This is a genomic window from Novosphingobium terrae (assembly GCF_017163935.1).
GTDB lineage: Bacteria > Pseudomonadota > Alphaproteobacteria > Sphingomonadales > Sphingomonadaceae > Novosphingobium > Novosphingobium terrae.
Genome location: NZ_JABVZR010000002.1, coordinates 1,995,003 through 2,015,251, shown reverse-complemented (window position 1 = coordinate 2,015,251; position 20,249 = coordinate 1,995,003). Strand labels below are relative to the sequence as shown.

The 20,249-nt window shown below is 63.8% G+C and carries 16 protein-coding genes; 6 read left to right on the top strand and 10 right to left on the bottom strand.

The window, feature by feature from the left end:
* Positions 1-10: 10 nt before the first annotated feature.
* Genes HGK27_RS26810 through HGK27_RS26800 form a run of 3 tightly spaced genes read right to left on the bottom strand, consistent with a single transcriptional unit; the run spans position 11 to position 2,672 of the window.
* Entirely contained in the window at positions 11-766 is a 756-nt protein-coding gene (locus HGK27_RS26810) for an ABC transporter ATP-binding protein (RefSeq protein ID WP_407674712.1), read from the bottom strand.
* Positions 742-1,572, bottom strand: coding sequence for an ABC transporter permease (locus tag HGK27_RS26805; RefSeq protein ID WP_206243866.1), 831 nt, complete (start codon positions 1,570-1,572; stop codon positions 742-744). The genes HGK27_RS26810 and HGK27_RS26805 overlap by 25 nt, the downstream gene beginning before the upstream one ends.
* Complete coding sequence (locus HGK27_RS26800) at positions 1,569-2,672, bottom strand: ABC transporter substrate-binding protein (protein ID WP_206243865.1); 1,104 nt, start codon at positions 2,670-2,672, stop codon at positions 1,569-1,571. The genes HGK27_RS26805 and HGK27_RS26800 overlap by 4 nt, the downstream gene beginning before the upstream one ends.
* A gap of 200 nt (positions 2,673-2,872) precedes the next feature.
* On the opposite strand from HGK27_RS26800, the gene HGK27_RS26795 reads away from it, so the two are divergent.
* The 3 genes from HGK27_RS26795 (at position 2,873) to HGK27_RS26785 (ending at position 7,320) form a co-directional block, all read left to right on the top strand.
* Positions 2,873-3,994, top strand: a complete 1,122-nt coding sequence (locus HGK27_RS26795; RefSeq protein WP_206243864.1) for an LLM class flavin-dependent oxidoreductase — start codon at positions 2,873-2,875, stop codon at positions 3,992-3,994.
* A 286-nt stretch (positions 3,995-4,280) separates the two neighbouring features.
* Positions 4,281-6,824, top strand: coding sequence for a TonB-dependent receptor (locus HGK27_RS26790; RefSeq protein ID WP_206243863.1), 2,544 nt, complete (start codon positions 4,281-4,283; stop codon positions 6,822-6,824).
* A gap of 115 nt (positions 6,825-6,939) precedes the next feature.
* Positions 6,940-7,320, top strand: a complete 381-nt coding sequence (locus tag HGK27_RS26785) for a DUF427 domain-containing protein (protein WP_206243862.1) — start codon at positions 6,940-6,942, stop codon at positions 7,318-7,320.
* Positions 7,321-7,378: 58 nt separating this feature from the next.
* On the opposite strand, the gene HGK27_RS26780 is transcribed toward HGK27_RS26785, so the two are convergent.
* Positions 7,379-7,951 carry a TetR/AcrR family transcriptional regulator gene (locus HGK27_RS26780; RefSeq protein ID WP_206243861.1) on the bottom strand — a complete coding sequence of 191 codons (573 nt, stop codon included), beginning with the start codon at positions 7,949-7,951 and terminating at the stop codon, positions 7,379-7,381.
* A gap of 200 nt (positions 7,952-8,151) precedes the next feature.
* Here HGK27_RS26780 and HGK27_RS26775 point away from each other — a divergent pair, with 200 nt between their 5' ends.
* The 3 genes from HGK27_RS26775 to HGK27_RS26765 all read left to right on the top strand — a co-directional run bounded on the left by HGK27_RS26775 (position 8,152) and on the right by HGK27_RS26765 (position 10,362).
* Positions 8,152-8,916, top strand: a complete 765-nt coding sequence (locus tag HGK27_RS26775) for an isocitrate lyase/PEP mutase family protein (protein WP_206243860.1) — start codon at positions 8,152-8,154, stop codon at positions 8,914-8,916.
* Between the two features lie 27 nt (positions 8,917-8,943).
* A complete protein-coding gene (locus HGK27_RS26770) occupies positions 8,944-9,306 on the top strand; it encodes a hypothetical protein (protein ID WP_206243859.1) in 363 nt (120 codons plus the stop codon).
* 186 nt (positions 9,307-9,492) lie between these two features.
* Positions 9,493-10,362 carry an SDR family oxidoreductase gene (locus HGK27_RS26765; protein WP_206243858.1) on the top strand — a complete coding sequence of 290 codons (870 nt, stop codon included), beginning with the start codon at positions 9,493-9,495 and terminating at the stop codon, positions 10,360-10,362.
* 315 nt (positions 10,363-10,677) lie between these two features.
* Here HGK27_RS26765 and HGK27_RS26760 read toward each other — a convergent pair whose 3' ends face one another.
* The 6 genes from HGK27_RS26760 to HGK27_RS26735 all read right to left on the bottom strand — a co-directional run bounded on the left by HGK27_RS26760 (position 10,678) and on the right by HGK27_RS26735 (position 20,168).
* Positions 10,678-11,715: an IS110 family RNA-guided transposase gene (locus HGK27_RS26760; RefSeq protein WP_206239818.1), complete on the bottom strand. Its 1,038-nt coding sequence runs from the start codon at positions 11,713-11,715 to the stop codon at positions 10,678-10,680.
* Between the two features lie 326 nt (positions 11,716-12,041).
* On the bottom strand, positions 12,042-12,569 hold the full coding sequence (locus HGK27_RS26755) for a TetR/AcrR family transcriptional regulator (RefSeq protein ID WP_206243857.1): 528 nt from the start codon (positions 12,567-12,569) through the stop codon (positions 12,042-12,044).
* Between the two features lie 57 nt (positions 12,570-12,626).
* Complete coding sequence (locus HGK27_RS26750; protein WP_206245575.1) at positions 12,627-14,078, bottom strand: efflux transporter outer membrane subunit; 1,452 nt, start codon at positions 14,076-14,078, stop codon at positions 12,627-12,629.
* Between the two features lie 2 nt (positions 14,079-14,080).
* Positions 14,081-17,278 carry an efflux RND transporter permease subunit gene (locus tag HGK27_RS26745; RefSeq protein WP_206243856.1) on the bottom strand — a complete coding sequence of 1,066 codons (3,198 nt, stop codon included), beginning with the start codon at positions 17,276-17,278 and terminating at the stop codon, positions 14,081-14,083.
* A gap of 5 nt (positions 17,279-17,283) precedes the next feature.
* Positions 17,284-18,504 carry an efflux RND transporter periplasmic adaptor subunit gene (locus HGK27_RS26740; protein WP_206243855.1) on the bottom strand — a complete coding sequence of 407 codons (1,221 nt, stop codon included), beginning with the start codon at positions 18,502-18,504 and terminating at the stop codon, positions 17,284-17,286.
* Between the two features lie 476 nt (positions 18,505-18,980).
* Positions 18,981-20,168, bottom strand: coding sequence for an MFS transporter (locus tag HGK27_RS26735; protein WP_206243854.1), 1,188 nt, complete (start codon positions 20,166-20,168; stop codon positions 18,981-18,983).
* Between the last annotated feature and the right edge of the window lie 81 nt (positions 20,169-20,249).

Here is a 20,249-nt window from a genome sequence, read left to right as displayed (position 1 = left end):
CGGCGCTGATCTATGCTTCGAGAGTATGCTCTGCGGCAGGGCCACTCAGGCGGCTCAGCAACTGATCGCGCAGGCCCGCGCCTTCACGCAGGCGCTCCGCAGGGTCGGTCGGCAGATCGACCCGGAGATCCAGCACCAGCTTTCCCGCGTCCAGCATCACGATGCGGTCCGCCAGCAGGATCGCCTCATCCACATCATGGGTGATCAACAGCACCGCCGGGTCATGCACCTCGAACAGACGGCGCAGCAGGCTGTGCATCCGGCTGCGCGTCAGCGCATCGAGCGCGCCGAAAGGCTCATCGGCCAGCAACAGTTCGGGCGAACGCACCAGCGCCCGGGCCAGCGCGACCCGCTGCTGCTCCCCGCCCGAAAGCTCATGCGGCCAGGCCTTTTCACGCCCCGCCAGCCCCACTTCGGCCAGCGTCTCCAGCGCGTGCGGATGATCCGCCCTGGCCAGCCCCAGCACCACATTGTCCAGCACGCTGAGCCAGGGCAGCAGCCGCGCATCCTGAAAAACCACGCTGGTGCGGACCGGCACGCGGATCTCTCCCGAGCCTTCCGCCTCATGATCCAGCCCGGCAAGAGCGCGCAGGATCGTCGATTTTCCTGAGCCGCTGCGCCCCAGCAGAGCCACGAATTCGCCCGGCGCGATGTCGATGTCCACGCCGTTGAGCACGCCCTTGAGCGTGTAGGAGCGCACCAGATCGCGCACCTCGACCAGCGGGGTGATGAAGGGCGCGCTCATCGGCCCAGACTCCGGCGCCAGCGCAAGGCGCGGCGCTCGATCTGACGGATCAGCGCATCCGAACCGAAGCCCAGCAAGGCATAGACCACCAGCCCCACCAGCATCACATCGGTCTGGGCATAATTGCGCGCCAGTGTCACCATATAGCCGATGCCGCTGGTGGCGTTGAGCTGCTCGACCACGACCAGCGCCAACCATGAGGCCGTGGCGGCAAAGCGCAGGCCGGTGAGAAAACCCGGCAAAGCGCCGGGCAGCACGATGCGGCGCAGAAAGGTCCAGCGCGAGAGAGCCAGCGTCTCGGAAAGTTCGACATAGCGAATATCGATGGCCCGCAGCGCCGTATGCGTCTGGATATAGATCGGGAAGAAAGCGGCGATGGCGATCACCGACACTTTCATCCCCTCGCCGATCCCGAACCACAGGATCATGAAAGGGATCAGCGCCAGAATGGGAATGCCGCGTTTGAGCTGCACCAGCCCGTCGATCACATAACCGCCCAGCACGCTGAGGCCAGAGACCAGCGCCAGCACCACCCCCGCCACCGTGCCGAGAGCCAGCCCGGCCAGCGCGCGGCCGGTGGAGATCAGCAGATGCTCCTGCAGGCGCCCCTCGCGGATCAGGTCGATGGCGGTGGTCACCGCTGTCCATGGCGCGGGCAGCACGCGCGGATCGAGAAAGCCGGTGACCGACAGCACCGCCCAATAGAGCAGCAGCAGCGCCGGGCCCAGCAAGGCACCCCAACGGGTCTGCGCATCGCGGTCATGACGGCGTGGTGAGCCGCTGAAGAGGCGCTGGGCGATCACGGGCGGATGGATCATGGGTTTCATGGATGGGGGTTCCCGGCCGCATCGGCGGCGATGGTTTCGAAGCGTTTGTCGAACAGCGTGGCGGCGGGGAAACCGGGGCGACCGGTGCCGGGAGCCAGCAGATCGATGGCGCGTTGCTGGAGGGCGATGGCGCCGTCCCAGTTCCGGGGGATCTGCACGGGATAGGTGGCATGCACCTGAATGCGCGCATCCTGCAGCGACAGGCCGCGCTTGCCCACATAATAGCCCCGGGCAAACTCCTCGGGATGGCTGTTGACCCAGGCTGCCGCCAGTCCCCAGTAACGAGCATAGATGCGCAGGGCCGCCGCCTTGCCGCGATCGGCCAGCACGCTTTCGGGGGCATAGGCCACGACGCTATCGTCCCGGAAGGGGGGATGGGGCAGCAGACGCGCGCCACGATCCGCGAATTTGCTGATGTAGCGCTCGGAAACCAGCCCAGCCGCCAGAGGCGCGGCATCGACCTCGCCGCTCGCCAGCGCATTGGTGTAGACATCGCCGCCGATGCTGGAGGGCAGCTCCACCAGCGTAACATCCTTCTGGGCGATATGGGCGGCCTTCAGGGTCTCCAGCACGACCTGCCCCTGCACCTGACTGGGGCTGAAGGCGATACGCTTGCCTTTCAGATCGGCGATGCTGCGGATGTTGCTCTGCGGGGAAAGGCCGAAGGTCCAGGCGCGTCTTGCGCCGTCGCCGGGGAATTGCCGGAAGCCGATGATGCGCACCGGAATGCCGCTCCAATCGGCGTGGATCGGCGGCACATTGGCGCCCATGCCCACATCCAGCGCTCCGGCGTGGAAGGCTTCGGTCACATCCGGGCCGCCGGTGATCTCGGCCCATTGGATGGTGAAGGGCAAGGCCTTGTCCCAGCCATTGTGCTGGAAGATCCATGCGTTGACCGGATCGCCAACCCGCAGCACCACGCCGGGCGGCACCGTTTCAGGCAGAGGCGCGCTCAGCGGCAGATCGCCGGCATGGGATGCCGCGCGCCGCGCGGGGGCGAAAGCGAAGAGCAGCGCAATCGAGATCGTCACCACGATCGCCAAAGGGAGCGATCCCGCAGGGAGGCGTGAGGACGAGAGGCGGAGGGCCGACGCAGCCATCAGGGCGCCTCGCACCGGGCGATAGGGACTGTCACGCGAAACTCCTGCTGGGTGATGGCCACCATCAAGCCTCAGCCCCGCGCCGGGTGCGAGAGACAAAAACTATGCCCGCCCGAATAATTACTAGTTCGCCCATAGGAGTATGATAAAAATATCAGTGAGCGCCTTCCGCTTTGTCCCTCTTCTGTCCCCGAGGTCCCATGAGCACGGCATCCGACTATCTCTGGTATATTCCCAATCAGGTGAAAGCAGGCCATCGCGGCGACACCGCGCGCGAAGGCCATAACAGCCTGGACACGCTGACCGCACAGGCGCTGGCGCTGGAGCGCCATGGCTGGCAGGGCGCTCTGCTGGGCGCCGGTTGGGGACGGCCCGACACCTTCACCGTGGCGACCGCTCTGGCGGCGCGCACCACCAGCTTTCAGCCGCTGATCGCCATCCGCCCGGGCTATTGGCGCCCGGCGAATTTCGCCTCTTCGGCGGCGACGCTCGATCATCTGAGCGGCGGGCGGGTGCGCGTGAACATCGTCTCGGGTCAGGACGATCTGGCCGCCTATGGCGACAGCGAGGGCGATCAGACCCATCGCTATGCCCGCACCAAGGAGTTCATGCGTCTGGTCCGCCGCCTGTGGACCGAAGAGAATGTGACCTATCAGGGCGCGCATTTTCAGGTTGCGAGCTCGACCGTGCTGCCCCGCATCGAAGGGCGCATCGAACAGGGGGGCGAACGCCGCCATCCGCGCCTCTATTTCGGAGGAGCCTCTGCGGCGGCGGAGAAGGTGTCCGCCACCGAAGCCGATGTCCAGCTGTTCTGGGGCGAGCCGCTGGCCGATATTGCCGAGCGCATCGCCCGCCTCAAGGCGCTGAGCGCCACGCTGGATCGCGATCTGCCGCCCCTGCAATTCGGCCTGCGCATCACCACGCTGGTGCGTGACACCACCGAGCAGGCCTGGGCCGATGCCGAGGCCAGAGTGGCGCAGATGGCGCAACAGGCCGGGGTGGATCGCGATCATCGCCGCTTTGCCGCCGTGGGGCAGCAGCGGCTGCTGGGCCTGCAGGAACGCGGCGAGGTGCTGGACGACAATCTCTACACCACGCCGGGCAAATTCGGGGGCGGCGGCGCGGCCACCACCTGGCTGGTGGGATCGGCGCAGGATGTGGCGCGCTCGCTGCTGAAGTATCAGGCACTCGGCATCACCCATTTCGTCCTGTCCGACACGCCCTATCTGGAAGAAATCGAGCGACAGGGGGAGCAACTCCTGCCCTTGCTGCGCCAGAACAATGCGGCTCCCTCGCTGGCTCTGGCCTCAGAGCAGGGCTGACATCTCGGGGCGCAGCCGCCGGCCCGTGGCTGCGCCTGTCGGGCTCGATCGTCGGCGGGAGATGTCTGGCGGGCATGCCCGTCAGGGGCCGGAAGGAGGGGGTGCAGAAAAACTTGCTCCCACCCAAGATTCCTTGATTTTCAGAACATCGGCCAAATGCCTAGTTATCAGATAGGATATATGAAGCCCGCGTAAAGTTGTGATCATCAGCAGGCGGCGGGCAAGACATGGGGCCTATCGAATGAATCGTGACAGTGTTGTGCGCGCGCTCCTCCTGAGCGCGTCCGTGTTGGCCGTGCCTTCCTTTGCCCGGGCGGAGAATGCGCCCGCTGCGGATACCACCGCGACGGATCATGCGGCAGCTGCCGATGCCGATTCCCAGAACATCGTGATCGTCACCGCCCGCCGCCGGTCCGAAAACATCCGCGATGTGCCGATTTCCGTGCAGGCCATCGGCGGCGAAACGCTGGAGCGCAAGGGCACGATCGATCTGCAGAACCTGACCACTCAGGCGCCGGGCCTCAATTCCACCGGCGGCAATCCGCGCAATTTCTCGGTGACCATTCGCGGTGTCGGCTATGCGCCCACCGCGGCCGACGGGCTGGACAATGCCATCGGCGTCTATTTCGATGGCGTCTATCAGGCCCGTCCGGGTCAGGTGCTGCAGGATCTGGTCGATGTGCAAAGTCTGGAGGTGCTGCGCGGCCCGCAGGGCACGCTGTTCGGGCGCAATGCGGCGGCGGGCGCGCTCAACATCACCTTCAACAAGCCGAGCTTCACCCCCAGCAAAAGCTTCGAGGCCTCCTATGGCCGCTACAATTTCGCGCAGGGCAAAGCGATCCTGACCGGGCCGATCACCGACAACATCGCCTATCGCACCTCGGCCTATCTGACGCGCAGCGACGGCTGGGTTTCAACGCCTTATCGCCCAAGCTTCCAGAGCGCCGCCGCCCAGAAAGGCATTTACGCCCCCACCGCGACGGACGATGCCAAAACCGCGGGCACCTTCCGCTGGGGCATCCGCCAGCAATTCCTGATCCAGGCGGACAAGCTGACCGTCAACATCTCCGGCGATCTCAACATCGAAAGCGACAGTTCGGCAGGCTACAGCTCCGGCGGCGGCATCGTTGAACTCTATGGTCCGGGCAATTGGGGCATCAACACCACCGCCGCCCAGCAGACCAAAGTGACCAATGCCCTTAAAGCCCTGAGCCAGCTGGCCAATTATGGCGGCGTTCAGAACTGGGTGCCGACAGTCAATCCCAATGCCAACATCACCAACAACTACAACCATATGCTCACGAGGAACGCCGGTGTCTCGGTGACCGCCGATTACAATTTCGGCTGGGCGAACCTCACCTCGATCAGCGCCTGGCGCCTCTGGACCTTCAACCCGCCGCAGGACAGCGACAACACGCCCGTCGACATCTACCAGAACGAAGCCATCGTCCACAATGACCAGTTCAGTCAGGAATTCCGCCTCGCCTCCAAGGGCAAAAGCACCATCGAATGGCAGTTGGGCACGTTTCTGTATTATTCCAAACTGAGGGACCATTATATCGTCCATCAGTTCGGGGCTGATGTCATTCCCTGGTACAATGCCTATAACACCATCGCCGGCACGGCATTTACCCCCATCCCCCTGTCTTTCGCGTCTCAATTGACGGGGGCGCAGATCATCGAAAACACGCTGGTGACCAATAAGAACGCCGCCGTTTACGGGCAGGGAACATGGCATATCAACCACGCCTTCGATCTGACCGGCGGTGTGCGCTATACCTATGACCAGAAGGATGGCCGCAGTCTGGTCGATACCAGCCAGCTGCCCACCTCGCTGCCCGCCGGGATCACCAATGCGCAGTTGAATGCCTTTTACACCGCCATCGATGCCATTCAGCGCAACCCGGGCATTGCCTATAGCGTGCCGGGCTATCCGACCACGGCGGCCACCGCAGGCTATCCGCTCAACGCCTCGACATCGAGCAGCAATGTCTCCGGCACGGTCAGCCTGAGCTACAAGATCACGCCCGATATCACCTCCTATGTCACCTATGCGACAGGCTTTCAGGCGGGCGGGCTGGATTTGAACAACAATGCGCTCAACCCTACAGCGCCGCCCATCAAGCCCACCACCACGACCAACATCGAGGCGGGGATCAAGGCCTCGCTGTTCGATCGCCACCTGTCGCTGGCGCTGGCGCTCTATCAGGAGACGCTGGACGGCTTCCAGACCTCCATCTCCTACACTTTGCCCAATGGCACGATCCAGCGCGGCGCCACCAATGCCGGCAACATCCGCGCGCGCGGCTTCGAATGGAGCGCCGCCGCCAATCTGGGATCGGGCCTGCGCCTGACCTTCGACGGCAATTACAATGACGCCATCTACACCTATGCCCCCTCGCTCCCGGCGCCAGCTGAATTGAGCTACAACGGCATCTCCACCATCGATGCCAAGGGGCAGGCCGCGCCCTATGCGCCCAAATGGGCGCTGTCGGTCACGCCATCCTGGGAACACAGGATCGGCAAAAATGCCGATTTCTACAGCTATGCCGAATATTCCTACACCAGCCGCTATGGCACAGGCGTCACCCAGTCGATCTATACGCAGGTGCCGGGCCAGTTTAACCTCAACCTGCGCGCCGGGGTGCGGTTGAAGGAGGGGACATACGATATTTCGCTCTACGCCAACAATGCCACCAACCAGAAGAACATCATCTCGCAGGCCTTGTTGGCAGCGCCTTCGGGTGCGGGGGTAACCGCCTATCTCGGGCGCACCGTCACCTACAATCAGCCTGCGCGCTATGGCATCACCTTCCGGGCGAAATACTGACCCATCGCCTTTCTCGCCCCCGATGCGGTAGCCGGGTCAGCGGCGACACGCTGCGCCTCGATGGCGGCTCGAAACTCCGAGCCGCCATCCTATATAGCGGAGAAGGAGGTGTGCCATGTCCGATAAGCCCATCCGCATCCCGGGGCCCGATCATCCGATCACCATCGAGCCCAATCCCAAACGCGTCACCGTCACTCTTGGCGGCAAGGTGATCGCCAGCTCCACCGATGCCCTGATCCTGCGCGAGGCGAAGTACCCGCCCGTTCAGTACATCCCCCGCAAGGATGTCGATATGGCGGCGCTGGAGCGCAGCGATCACACCAGCCACTGCCCCTACAAGGGCGACGCCGCCTATTTCAGCCTCCCCGCCGGTGGCGAAGGCGGCATCAATGCCGTCTGGAGCTATGAGGCGCCGCATGACGCGGTGGCCCTGATCGCGGGCCATCTCGCTTTCTATCCTGATCGCGTTGATGCGATCGAAGAGGCCGCCGATTGAACGACAGGCCCGGCTTCGACTGAAGCGCCCGGCCAGACGGGTGCGAGCGCTTCAGGCCTCAATCAAGCAGCCCGGTCGATCGATAGACCTCGACAACATCGTCGAAGATCTTGACGTCGCCGCCAAGGCCGCGCGTGATCAGCTGGGCCCCTTCCATTGCGGTGTAAATCGCCATGGCACGCGCATCCAGCCGATCGCCCGACAAGCGCGGATGCTTCTTGGTCAACACATTGCGCAGGAAGGTTTTATGCGCCTGCGCGAAATCCTCCAGCCGCTTGCGCGCCGCTTCAGGCAAAGCGCTGACCTCTGCGGACATCATGCCGCCAAGACACATGCGATTGGCCCCGTCAAAAGCGCCACGGAAGAGGGAAACATAGCCGTCGATGGCCTCTTCGAAGGTCTTTTCGGCGAGAGGCTCCATCCGCGCCACGAAATCTTGCGAGAAACGGCAGACCAGCGCTTCGGCCAGATCGCCCTTGGTCGGGAAATGGTGGTGGACGCTGGCGCTCTTGATGCCGACCGCCGTGGCCAGATCGCGAAAGCTCAAGGCGTTGTAGCCATCGCTCTGCACCGTCAGCCTGGCGGCGGACATGATGGCTTCACGCGTATCGGTTTTGGGTGCTGTGCTCATGGCGCCTTTCTACACCCGATCTACTGATAGGTCAATATCGCAAAGGACACGCGCTTTCATGGGCATTCCCGACCGAAGCTTCACTTGAACCTATCAGTAGATAGGCGTTGACAGATGCCACGAATCGCCATAGACCGCAATCAACCTATCGATCGATAGTCTGATGAAAGACCGCACGCCAACCTTCCCGGAGAGACACGATGACACAGAGCGAACAAGCCGCAGCTTTCGCCGGCCTTCACCGGCCCGGCCAGCCGATCAGCCTGTACAATGTCTGGGATGCGGGAAGCGCCCGCGCCGTTGCAGCAGCAGGCGCCCGGGCCATCGCCACCAGCAGCTGGGCCGTCGCCGCAGCTCAGGGCTTCCGCGATGGAGAGGATCTGCCGCTTGATCGCCTGCTGGATGTCGCGGGCCGCATCACGGCCGCAGTCGATCTGCCGGTCAGCGTCGATTTCGAGGGCGGTTATGCCGAAGGCGAGGAGGATCTCGCCCGCAACATAGGCCAGCTGCTGGAACGGGGCGCGATCGGCATCAATTTCGAGGACCGCGTGGTGCAGGGCGAAGGCCTTTACAGCGTCGATCGACAGGCTCAGCGGATCGGCGCCCTGCGCCGGGCCGCGGAACAGCAGGGCATTGCGCTCTTCATTAACGCACGCACCGATCTGTTTCTGGGACAGGCGGGTGATCCGGCGCTCTCCATCGATCCCGCGCTGGACCGTGCCCGCGCCTATGCCGAAGCGGGCGCTTCCGGCTTTTTCATTCCCGGCCTGATCGACGAAGCCCTGATCGCGCGCATCTGCGCGGGCTCTCCCCTGCCCGTCAATGTGATGATGATGGAGGGCGCCCCTTCCGCAAACCACCTGGCAAGGCTGGGCGTCGCCCGGATCAGCTATGGCGCGACACCCTATGCCGAGACGATGAAGGCGCTGGAGCAACGGGCTCAGGCCATACCATCGCAGGCATAACTCCAGCGTGCAGCAAGGAGCCTTCCCATGGCCTATGTCGATTTCGCCCTTCATGAAGCGGCTGCATCCATCCCGCCCCTCTATCTGCAACAGCCGCTTAGCTCTCTTGAGCGCAAGGCGGTGATGCTGGGGCGCCTCGATCCGCTCTCAAGCCTTCATGATCAGGGCTTTCGGCAAAAGCTGAAGGACTTGCTGCTGGGGCCCGATCGCACCAATCCGCTGGCCGATCCCCGGCTCGAAGCGCTTCGCCGCTTTGCGGTGGCGGTGGCTCACCAGCGGGACGACATGATCGGCAGGGAGCAAGCGCGGCTGAGCGCTCTGGGCTTCACCCGCTCGCAGATCGGCGAAGCCCGCGCCCTGGCGCTGTCCTGGCGCGCATCCTTGTCCTGACCAGCCGCTCCCCCCTTCTTTCAGCAAAGGAGAAGTCAGTCAGCCGCCTTTTCCACGCGACACGACCACGACCCGCAGGCTGATCCAGCCTGCCACCCCCTTCCCCCACATCGCCGCTTTCCTCATCCCCCGCAGTTTCGCGGCGAGGAAGGCGTGCGCCCTGCTCTCATCGAAAGGAACAATGCCATGTCCAAAACCGTCCTGATCACCGGAACCTCGAATGGCTTCGGCGCCGATATCGCCACCACGCTGGCTACTGCCGGCCATCGCGTTTTCGCCACCATGCGCGAGATGAACGGCCGCCATCGCGCCGCCGCCGAAGCCTTGCGCGCCAAGGGCATCCACACGCTGGAGCTTGACGTGACCGACAATGCCAGCACCGATGCCGCCTTTGCGGAGCTGCTCGGCCTTACCGGCGGCACGCTTGACGTGCTGGTCAACAACGCGGGGCTGGCCGCCGGGGGCATTTCCGAAACCTTCACTCCCGAGCAGCTGCGCGCCATGTTCGATGTGAATGTGTTTGGCGTGCAGCGCGTGTTGCGCGCCGCGCTTCCGGCGATGCATGCGCAAAAATCGGGTCTGGTCATCAACATCGGCTCGATCCTGGGCCGGGTCACCATTCCCTTTTTCGGCCTCTATGGCGCCACCAAACATGCGGTCGAAGCGCTGACCGACACCTATCGCTATGAACTCTCGCAGCTGGGCATCGATGTCGTGCTGATCCAGCCCGGCCCCTATCCCACCGCGCTTTACACCTCGATCCAGCAGCCCTCCGATGGGGCGCGGGCTGCGGCCTATGGCGATGTCGCCCATCTGCCCGACGGCATCGGCGCCTTCCTGCAGGGCGTGTTCTCCAGCGCGGACGCCCCTGACCCGCGTGATATCGCCAGAGAGATCGTCACGCTGATCGACACCCCCGCCGGTCAGCGCCCGGCCCGTGTGGTCAAGGGTCTTGGCTTTGGCGCCGATGGGGTGAATGCCGCTGTCGCTCCCTTTCAGGACCAGCTGATCAGCGGCCTGGGTTTTGAGGCCCTGAACCAGCTCAAGACCATCTGATCCCCTTCCCCAACCCCATCGCAGGCGGACTTTCCAGTCATCGGAAAGTCCTCTGTGGATGGCTCCCGCGTTGCAAGCACTTTTTGAAATTCTGACGATCGGTCGGGTGCAGTCGTCTGTCCGGCCTGTTGATGCAGTCGTTTCGGACTGCTGGCCCTGATGGGGTCCGAAAAACAGAGTTCCTATCGCCTTCACAGGCTGTTGCGCCTAAGACTTTCCACGGGTTGTCCCTGTTCCCGGTCTGACCGGTGTCGCCATCATTTCTCTTTGCGCTCACAACTCCGTTCGGCCGATCACCTCAGCCGGATTGCGTACTCATGCGGCCAATCCGGGCACATGGTGTGATTGATAGACCTGACCGCGTGTCATGACCGCCCACGCGATCCGCGCTATCTTGTTGGCCATGGCGACGCTGGCCACGCGGGCAGATTTTCTAGCCAGTATCCCAACGAGAAACGGGTGAACCGTTGCAGGGCCCTCCTTGGCGCGGCGTAGCAGGGAGGTCGCCCCGATGACCAACAGCTGCCGTAGATATTTATCGCCCATCTTGGTGATCCGGCCAAGGCGCTCCTTGCCGCCACTCGACTGCTGACGCGGTGTCAGGCCAAGCCATGCGGCAAACTGGCGGCCAGACCTGAACTGGTGCGGGTCGGTAACCGATGCTGCCAGCGCGGTTGCGCCAATCGAACCAATGCCCGGGATCGTCGCCAACCGACGCGCCATGTCATCGCTTCGCCGGAGAGCTTCCAGGCGCAAATCAAGTTCATGAAGCCGGGCATGAAGCTTGAGCACCAGCTCGCACAGCATGCCGATCACCTGCGCCGCTTGTGGTGGCAGATCAATCGCGGCCTCGCCATCTTCGATCTGTTGCGCCAGATGCAGCGCCCGCCCAAGTCCGATCGGAATGGCGATACCAAACTCTGCTAACTGGCAGCGCATCATGTTGACCAACTGTGTACGTTGACCAGTCAAAAGAGAGCGCACCCGGTGAAGTGACAGGGCCGCCTGCTGCTCACGAGACTTGATCGCCACGAACCGCATCGTCGGACGTGTCACCGCCTCGCAGATGGCCTCGGCATCAGCAGCATCGTTCTTGCCGCGTTTTACATAGGGCTTCACGTAGCATGGCGGCATCAGTCGCACCTCGTGACCAAGGTTTTGCAGTTCCCGCGCCCAATGATGCGATGTCCCGCAAGCCTCGATGCCGACAAGGCAGGGCGATAGCCTTGCAAAGAAGGGCAACATTTGCGCTCGGCGCAACGCCTTGCGCACAATGACGGTGCCCTCTTTGTCGACACCGTGAACCTGGAAGACATTTTTGGCCAGATCGAGGCCGATCGTGCTAATTTCCATGGCGGATGGCTCCTTGCGTGGGTTTGCCTGACGGCAACCTCATCATGACATTCAAATGTCGTGAGCGGGAGCCATCCACCTCATCCGCTTTGTGCTGTCTGAACGGCACAGGCCCTTCTCCGCGTCTTCATGTGCGATGATCCGCAGGGCCTGCTGTGCGATGCGGGCCTGACCTACCACCATTGCCCCGGCGCCCCTTTTCGGCACGAAAAAGCCCGTTGCTCCTGTCACCCGCCGCCAGATCATGCTGGCGGGTGACAGGAGCAACGAGACAGACATGCACCTTGTCGCTTCGGTCACATCTACGGCGATGGCCTGACCGCTGCTCAGCCTTCGGGCGCCAGCAATGCTGCCGTCGCATGATCGAAGGCCGCAGCGTCCTTATAGACCTGCGCCAGGATCAGGCCGCCTTCCAGCAGCGCCATGATCGCAAAGGCACGGTTGCGGGCATCGGCCCCACCGATCCGGCAGGCCAGATCCTCGATGCAATCATGGAAGAACTGCTCCACCTCATCATGGAGCAAGGGAGGCAGTCCGCCCGATTCAGCCCCCAGCATGCCCCCCAGACACATGCCGCCACGGCCATGCAGGGCATCGCGAAAGGCCGAGCGATAGGCCGTGATCACATCCTGCGCGCACTCTCCCGGTCTGGGGGCGACACAGGCGGCAAAGCGGGCCTTGTGCCGCTGCATGATCGCAGCGGCCATGCCCGCCTTGGTGGGGAAATGATGATGGACGCTGGCGCTGGTGATCCCGGCTTCGGCGCCGATGTCACGGAAGCTGAAACCATGATAGCCGGCCTCGCGCATGCGGGCTTCGGCCAGATCCATCAAGCGTTTGGCGGTGTCTCGCAAAGCGCTTCTCCTTATGCGAAGCCGTGGCGCCCGGACGGCCCGGACGCCACGGCACGATCAGCCCTTCACGGCGACCTTCAGCCCGGTCGGCTGCCAGCCGCCGCCAAGCGCGCGGAACACGGCCACCGCCGCCCGCGCGCTTCCGGCCCTTTCACCATCGAGCTGGTCACGGGCGATCAGCAGCTGCTGGTCGGCGTTGATCACATCGGTGAGCGGGGTGGACCCGGCCTTCCACGACTGCTGGGCCAGATTGCGCGCTCTGGTCAGCGCCGCGACCTGTTCCTGCACTTCGGCCACGCGGTCCTGCGTCTGGGAGAGCGTGACCAGACTGTCCTCGACATCCTCGGCGGCGCGCAGCACCGTCTGGCGATAGAGCGCCAGCGCCTCGGCATTGGCGCCGCGCGCCTGCTTGACCTGCGCATCCACCTTGCCGAAATCGAACAGGCGCCAGCGGATCAGCCCGCCGCCAGTTGCGGTGAAGGCGCTTTTGGTGAACAGGCTGGCCGCGCTGATGCTGTCAAACCCCAATGCGCCCGACAGCGAGACCTTGGGATAATAGTCCGAGATCGCCACGCCGATGCGGTCGCTGGAGGCCGCGAGCCGCCGTTCCGCCGCGATGATATCGGGGCGGCGGCGCAGCATGTCGGTGGGCGCGGCCTGATCCGGAATGGCAGGGATCGCCGGGATGGCGGCGACCACACCCAGCTCCTGCGCATAGGTCCCCGGCTGAGCGCCCATCAGCACATCGAGCCGGTTGAGCTGCTTTTCCAGCCCGATGCGCAGCAGGGGCACGCTGGCCCGCGCCTGACGCAGCAGTGCCTGCGCCTCGGCGATCTCCTGCCCGGTGCCGGAGCCCGCCGCATAGCGGTCCTGCACCAGCTTGAGCAGATGCTCGTCATTGCTCACCTGATCGAGCGCTACGGCCAGACGCGCCTGATAACCCCGGATCTGCAGATAGGCATCCGCCGCATCGGCCACCACGGTGATGCGCGTGCCGACGCGATCAGCCTCGGCAGCGGATTCCTCCTCGCTGGCGGCCTTGGCGCCGCGACGCAGGCCACCGAACAGATCGATTTCCCAACTGGCGCTGGGGCCAACCGAATAGTCCTCGTAATTGCGCGAGAGGCCCGATTGGCCGCCAACGGCCGAGGAATAAGGGCTGCGCAGGCTGGCGCGGTTGGCCGTCGCCCCGCCCGAGACATCCACCGTGGGCAGCAGTTGCGCGCCTGCCCCCTTGGCGACCGCGCGCGCCTGCTGCACCCGGCCCAGAGCGGCGGCCAGATCGAGGTTCTGATCCAGCGCGCGCTGCACCACCGTGACCAGCATGGGATCGTTGAACCCTGTCCACCAGCTGTCGAGAGGCGCCGGGGCAGCGGCAGCTTGCACCACCGGCGCCTGATTGTGGAAGGGGGCCAGCGCGGTCTCGGGCTTCACATAGTTGGGCCCGACAGCGCAGGCTTCGAGGGCGAGAGGGATGAGCAGTACGCTCATCCCCAGCAGACGTTTCATGGTCATGCAGACCTCCTGTCAGAAGCATGGAAGGGATTGGAAAGCTTGGGGAGTTTGACGTTCAGCTTGCGCATGATGGTGTAGAAGGCGGGCGTGAACAGCAGGCCGAAGACGGTCACACCGATCATGCCGGAGAACACCGCCGTGCCCATCGCCTGCCGCATCTCCGACCCCGCACCAGAGGCAATGGCCAGCGGGAAGACGCCCGCGATAAAGGCCAGCGACGTCATCAGGATCGGGCGTAGGCGCTCCTTGGCGGCCAGCACCGAGGCTTGCTCGGGCGTGGCGCCTTCATGGTCCTGATGGTGGCGGGCGAATTCCACGATCAGGATCGCATTCTTCGCCGCCAGCCCCAGCAACACCACGAAACCGATCTGGGCAAGGATATCGATCGGCATGGTCCGCAGATGCAGGCCGGTGGAGGAGGCCAGCAGACACATCGGGATGATCATCAGGATGGCCAGCGGGATCTTCCAGCTTTCATACTGCGCCGCCAGCACGAGGAAGACGAACAGCGCGGAAGCGGCGAAGATCAGCATCGGCGAGATGGTCTGGGCCTGCTGCTGATGGGCCAGATCGGTCCATTCGTAACCAATTCCCGCAGGCAATGTCTGGTCGGCCAGCTTCTCCATCTCCCTGATCGCCGTGCCCGAGGCCACGCCCGGGGCTGCCGTGCCGATGATCTCGGAAGACGGGTAGAGGTTGTAACGGGGAACGCGATAGGGCTTGGTTTCGCTCTTGAAGGTAGTGACAGAGCTGAGCGGCACCATGGCCCCCGCAGCATTGCGCACCTTCAGATCGCCGATGTTGGCCGTGGTCGAGCGGAACTGGTGATCCGCCTGCACATAGACCGGATAGGTGCGGCCATAGAAGTTGAAATCATTGACATATTGCGAGCCGAGATAGAGCCCGATGGTGGAGAAGATATCGGTGGGGGTCAGGCCCAGCTTCTCGGCCTTTTCGCGGTCGATGTCCGCCTTCATCGAGGGCGCGCCCGCGTTGAAGAGGGTGAAGGCTCCAGCAAAGGCCTTGTTCTTGTTGGCCGCCGCGACCAGATCATTGGTGGCCTTGGCAAGGGCTTCGGGCCCCAGACCGCCGCGGTCTTCCAGCTCCAGCGTGAAGCCGCCCGGCGCGCCCAGCCCCTGTACCGCAGGCGGCATCAGCGTGATGACCCGCGCGTCCTTGATGCTGGCCGTCGCCTTGTTCATCGCGGCGACCACCGTGTGGGCGTCGGTTCCGGAGATATGCTTGCCATAGAGCGAGGGCAGGCCAGTGAACACCGTGCCGACATTGGGCGCGCTGGTGTTGGTCACCACGTCCAGACCGGTGACGGGCGAGGTGCCGCCGATCAGATTTTCGCCCTTGGCAGTCTTCAGGCCCAGTGCGATTTCGTTGACTTCACGCACAACCTTGTCGGTCCGCTCAAGGCTGGCGCCGGGGGGCAGCTGGATCACCGTGGCCAGATAGCCAATATCGGATTCAGGGATAAAACCGCTGGGCATGCGTGACATCTGGAAGGCCGTCGCGCCGATCAGCAACAGATAGGCTACCACCATCACGCCGGTCTTGCGCACCGCTGTGCCGGTGAAACTGGCATAGCGCTCCGACAGAGCGGTGAAGCCATTGTTGAAGCGGCCGAAGAAGCGGTTGAGATGCTTGCGCACCCCGCTCGGCTCGGCATGGCTGGCGGTATGGGGCTTCAGCAGCACCGCACAGAGTGCCGGGCTCAAGGTCAGCGAGACGAAGGCAGAGATGATCGTGGACGCCGAGATCGTGATGGCGAATTGCTTGAAGAACAGGCCCGAAATGCCCGGGATGAAAGAGGTGGGCACAAAGACCGCGCACAGCGTCAGCGCGATGGCGATCAGCGCGGTGGAAACCTCATTCATCGTGCGGCGGGTGGCTTCGCGAGCCGTCATGCCCAGCGCCATGTTGCGCTCGACATTCTCGACCACCACGATGGCGTCGTCGACCACGATCCCCACCGCCAGCACCACGCCGAACAGCGAGAGATTGTTGATCGAGCCGCCCGTAAGCCCCAGCACGGTAAAGGTGCCCAGCAGCGAGATGGGGATCGCCACCACCGGAATGATCGTGGCGCGCCAGCTCTGCAGGAAGAGATAGACCACGCCGACCACCAGCAGAATGGCGATGCCGATGGTGGTCACCACCTCATCGATGGACTGCGAGACGAAGGTGGTGGGGTCATAGATGTCCAGATAATCGACGCCCGAGGGGAAGCTTTTGCGCAGCTGCGCCATCTTGTCCCAGATCGCATGCTCCAGCCCCACGACATTGGCGTCGGGCGTGGCGACCACGAACCACGGGGTCGAGACGAACTTGTTGGCATAGGCCTTGGTGCCGTAATCGGAGGCGCCAAGCTCGGCATGGCCGATGTCGCGGATGCGGGTGATGTGGCCTTGGGCATCGGATTTGACGATGACATTGTTGAACTCTTCGGGCGTGGTCAGGCGGCCCAAAGTCTCGACATTGACCTCATAGGCGCCGTGCGATTTGGCTCCGTCCAGCGGCGCATTCAGACGCCCGGTGGAAACCTGCGCATTCTGTGCGCGCAGAGCGGCCAGAATTTCATTGGCGCTGATGTTGTAGGCCGCCGCCTTATCGGGATCGACCCAGACGCGCATGGCATATTCACGCGAGCCGAACAGCTGGAACTGCGACACGCCGGGCAGGCGCGAGATCTGGTCGCGGACTTTCAGCATATAGTTGTAGAGATATTCCGGGCTGCGCGAGCCGTCGGGCGAATAGACATGCACGCCCAGCACCAGCGCCTTGATGGTCTTGTTGACCTTCACGCCCTGCGCCTGAACTTCAGGGGGCAGGCGCGATACGGCATCCAGCACGCGGTTGCGCGTGAGGATCAGGTCGATGTTGGGATCGCTGCCGATCTTGAAATAGACCGTGGTGGTCAGCGCGCCATCGCTGGTCGACTGGCTGGTGATGTAGTCCATGTTCTCGACGCCGTTCACCGCCTGCTCCAGCGGGGTGGCCACGGTGCGGGCGATGGTGTCGGCATTGGCGCCGGGGAAGCTGGTGGTGATGTCGATCGTGGGGGGCACGATGCTGGGGTACTGCGCGATGGGCAGCACCAGCATGGTGACAAGCCCGGCAATGGTGATGAAGATCGAGAGCACCGCGGCAAAGCGCGGGTGATCGATGAAGAAGTGGGCGAGTTTCATGGGCCTCAATCCTGCTCTGCGTCGAACCGGATCACGCCGGCCTGAGGGGTGATCGGAGCGCCGGGCTTGACCGCAGGAATGCCGTCAACGACGACCCTGTCCTGCGCCGTAAGTCCCGAGGTGATGACACGCAGGCCGCCGCGCAGATCGCCGATGGTGACCTTCTTCTGAGCGACCACATTGTCCTTGCCGACGACATAAACGGCATGGTCGCCCTGATCGGTCAGCACCGCCGCATCGGGCACCAGCAGCGCCGGGCGCGCGCCCGAGACAGCCAAACGCACGCGCCCGAAGGCGCCGGGGGTCAGCGTGGTATCGGCATTGCTCAGCGTGGCGCGGGCATGGATCGTGCCGCTGGCCCGGTCGATGCTGTTGTCCAGAAAGTCGAGCGTGCCCTGCCGGGTGAAGGCGCCATCGCCGCCCAGCGCCACCTCGACCTTGTTGGCCAGTGCGCCCTTGGGGCGGTCCCGCTGGAAGGCGGCGTAATCGGCCTCGCTCATGTCGAAGTTCAGCCAGACCGGATCGATCGAGACCAAGGTGGTGAGCAAGGTGGTGGGGCTGGTGGCAGCGCGGCTGCCGGCCACCAGATTGCCCGCCGAGACCAGATGCGTGCCGATCCGCCCGGTGAAAGGCGCATAGACGCGGGTCTTGTCGAGATCGAACATGGCGTCATGCAGTGTCGCACGCGCGCCATTGACCGCCGCTGCGGCGGAGGCTTTTTCGGCACGCTTCTGATCGACATTCTGCGCCGATCCGGCATCCGTCGCCTTCAGCTCCTCGGCGCGGGTCAGTTCGCGGGTGGCGAGCGAAAGGCGGGCATTGGCGGCCTCCAGCTCGGCGCGGGCCTGATCGACCTTGATCTGATAGGGCACCGGATCGATCTGGAACAGCAGGGCGCCGCGCTGCACCACCGAGCCATCCTTGAAGTTCACCGCCTTGAGCGTGCCGCCGACCTGAGCGCGGATTTCGACCTGGCTGGTCGCCGCGAACTGGCCGAGGAAGTTGAGGCGCTGATCGATGGCGCGCTGCAACGGTGCGCTGACCGACACGCTGGGCGGCGGCGGTGGCGGCGGGGTCGCCGTGGCGAAGAGGCTGGAGCCGAATTGACCGGCAGCGACAAGCACGGCGATGGCCGCGCCGGTTGCCAGCCAGACCCTGGCCCGGGATCGCGTTGGCTGCGCGATGACCGGGGCTTCGGCGGCGTCGAGTTCTGTAAGCTGGTTCATGATTCCCCTCTTTCGAAAGAGCGATGACCGGCATCGCGAGGCGCAAGAATTCGTCCCGCGCCTCGCGGATCGAGGGCGGCAGGTTGGGTTCGGCTGGTTGCGGGAAGAGGCGGCTTCGGGTTGCCTGATGGGAATGCGGTAACCGGAACCAAAGCTCTTCGAGCGGTGTGGATGCTTTTGAAATCTACCTATCACTTGATAGGGCAATGGCGATGTGCCGCAAACATACCTTCATGTCAACAGCAATCTATCAGTAGATAGGTTCATCGCCAAAATGCAGAGAAAGGCTGTGCATCAAGGCGCAGGATTACGGCTTCTTTTCAGTCGGTAAGGGCAGAAAGCGATCGGTGTGGCAGCATGGCGCAAATGCCCCTGATCACTCTTCTATCAGGCCATTCATGCAGGCGACTCGTCAGCATTCTGGCCGTAAAAAAGGCCGGACTTTCGCCCGGCCCCGGTTTCAGAGATAAGCCTGATCAAGCCTTGGCAGCGACCATCTCGGGCACAGGAGCCGCATGCCGGTGGTTGGCAATGGCGCGGTGCGCCATCTCCGCCGCCACCAAGGCGCCGCCATAGAGCGCGAAGCTGACCCAACCGATGTTATGCGCCCCGACAAGGTTCAGGCTGGCCGCACCGATCACCCCCGCCGAGGCAACACCGATATAGGTCGCCGACGTGTTGAGCCCGAGGACAATCGAGGCCGCGCCCGGCATTGTTGAAACCAGCCGGTGCTGTTGCGCGGCCAATTGCCCCCAGCTGTTGGCGCCATAAAGCGCAATAACCAGAATGGCAGTCGGCAGCGAGGCCCCGGCCCAGGACAGACTCGTCATGGTCAGGATCAGCATCACCAGCATGGTGTTGAGGATGCGCCGGGTCCCGATCCTGTCGATCACACGCCCCCCGGCAAGGTTCATCACCGTGCCAGACGTGCCCCACAGCACCAGAAGCGCGCCCAGCACCAGCGGATTGCCGCCCGTCGCCCGGTCGAAAATCACCGCGAAATAGGTGTAGACGGCAAAATTGCCGCATTGCACCAGCAGGGTCGTCAGCAAGGTGAGTCCGATGCGACGGTCTGCGAAAGGCGCCAGTCGCTGCTGCAGGGTGATCGCGGGCGGCAGAGGCACATTTTTGAGAAAGGCCGTGATGCCCAGCGCGCTGACCACGCTGATCGCCGAGACGAAGATCATCGTATAGCGCCAGTCACCCAGCCCGCCGATCACCGTGCCGATCGGCGCGCCCAGCGCTGTCGAGGCTGTCAGCCCCGCGATGACCATGGACAGGGCGAAACCACGCTTTTCAGGGGCGACAATGCTGGCTCCGGCGCCTGTGGCGATGGGGGCATAGATGGCCGCTCCCAATCCTGCCAGAGCCCGCGCCACCAGCGCAAAAGCAAAGCTCGGCGCCCAGGCGGTGGCGAGGTTGGCGATGATGAAGACAGCAAGGCCGGACAGCATCAGCCGCTTGCGCTCGACATGCGCGAATGCCGCCGCAGCGACCGGCGACAAGAGCGCATAGGCGATCGCGTAAACGGTCGTCAGCTGTCCTGCAGCGCCAATGCTGACGTGGAAATTGCGCGAGATTTCCGGCAGCACGCCGGCGATGACAAAACTGTCGGTCCCCAGGGCAAACATGCCCAGAGCCAGCATCAACAGACGGCGGTCCATGTCATGCTCCTGTTTGGTGGAAAGGCAGGCGAATGGGAGCCTGCTTCAATTGCCATAGCTACCTATCAGTCGGTAGTCTGT